The following is a 677-nucleotide window of genomic DNA, read 5'->3' as shown; positions in this document are numbered from 1 at the left end:
CGCCGGTTCGCCGCGGCCGAAGGCGTGGCCGACCCGCACCGTCGCCGCCATGCCGATGCCGAGCGGCACCATGAACAGCACGGCGGTGATCTGCAGCGCGATCTGATGCGCGGCAATCGCGGCAGTCGAGATCAATCCCATCAGCAGCGCGGCCGAGGAGAACAGGCCATATTCCAGCAGCAGCGAAAACGAGATCGGCGCGCCGATCGCGATCAGCTGGCGCATCAGTGGCCAGTCGATCCGCCAGAAGCGGGCGAGCGGGCGGTAGTCCGAAAACGGCTTGCGCAGCCCCGCGATGGCGAGCACCGCGACGAACGTGCCGAGGTTGACCATCGTGGTCGCAAATCCCGCGCCGAACAGGCCGAGCTCCGGCAGGCCGAACAGACCGTGGATCAGGGCATAGACCAGCGCGGCATTGACCGGGATCGCCGCGAGCGTGATCCACAGCGGCGGCTGCGGCCGGTTCACCGCGCTCATCATGCTGCGCACCGCAATGAAGCCGAGTGCCGGCGCGATGCCCCAGGCGAGGCCATTCAGATAGCGCTGGGCAAGCGCGGCGGACTGCGGCGCCTGTCCGAGCGCGAGCAGGATCTGCTCGCCGTAGAGCGGCGAGGCCATCATCGGCAGCGAGATCAACAGCGCGACCCACAGCCCGACGCGCAAGGAGCGGCGGATCA

At 68.7% G+C, this 677-nt stretch carries 1 protein-coding gene; it reads right to left on the bottom strand.

All coding sequences use genetic code 11. The features are described 5' to 3' along the window. On the bottom strand, window positions 1–677 hold a 677-nt coding region (locus MOV75_RS40795; protein ID WP_247008512.1), incomplete at both ends, for an MATE family efflux transporter.

Origin of the sequence: Bradyrhizobium sp. PRIMUS42 (assembly GCF_023006515.1) — a bacterium.
In the GTDB taxonomy this organism is placed as follows: Bacteria; Pseudomonadota; Alphaproteobacteria; order Rhizobiales; family Xanthobacteraceae; genus Bradyrhizobium.
The sequence above is the reverse complement of the archived record's forward strand: the minus strand, read 5'-3'. Positions and strand labels throughout refer to the sequence as shown.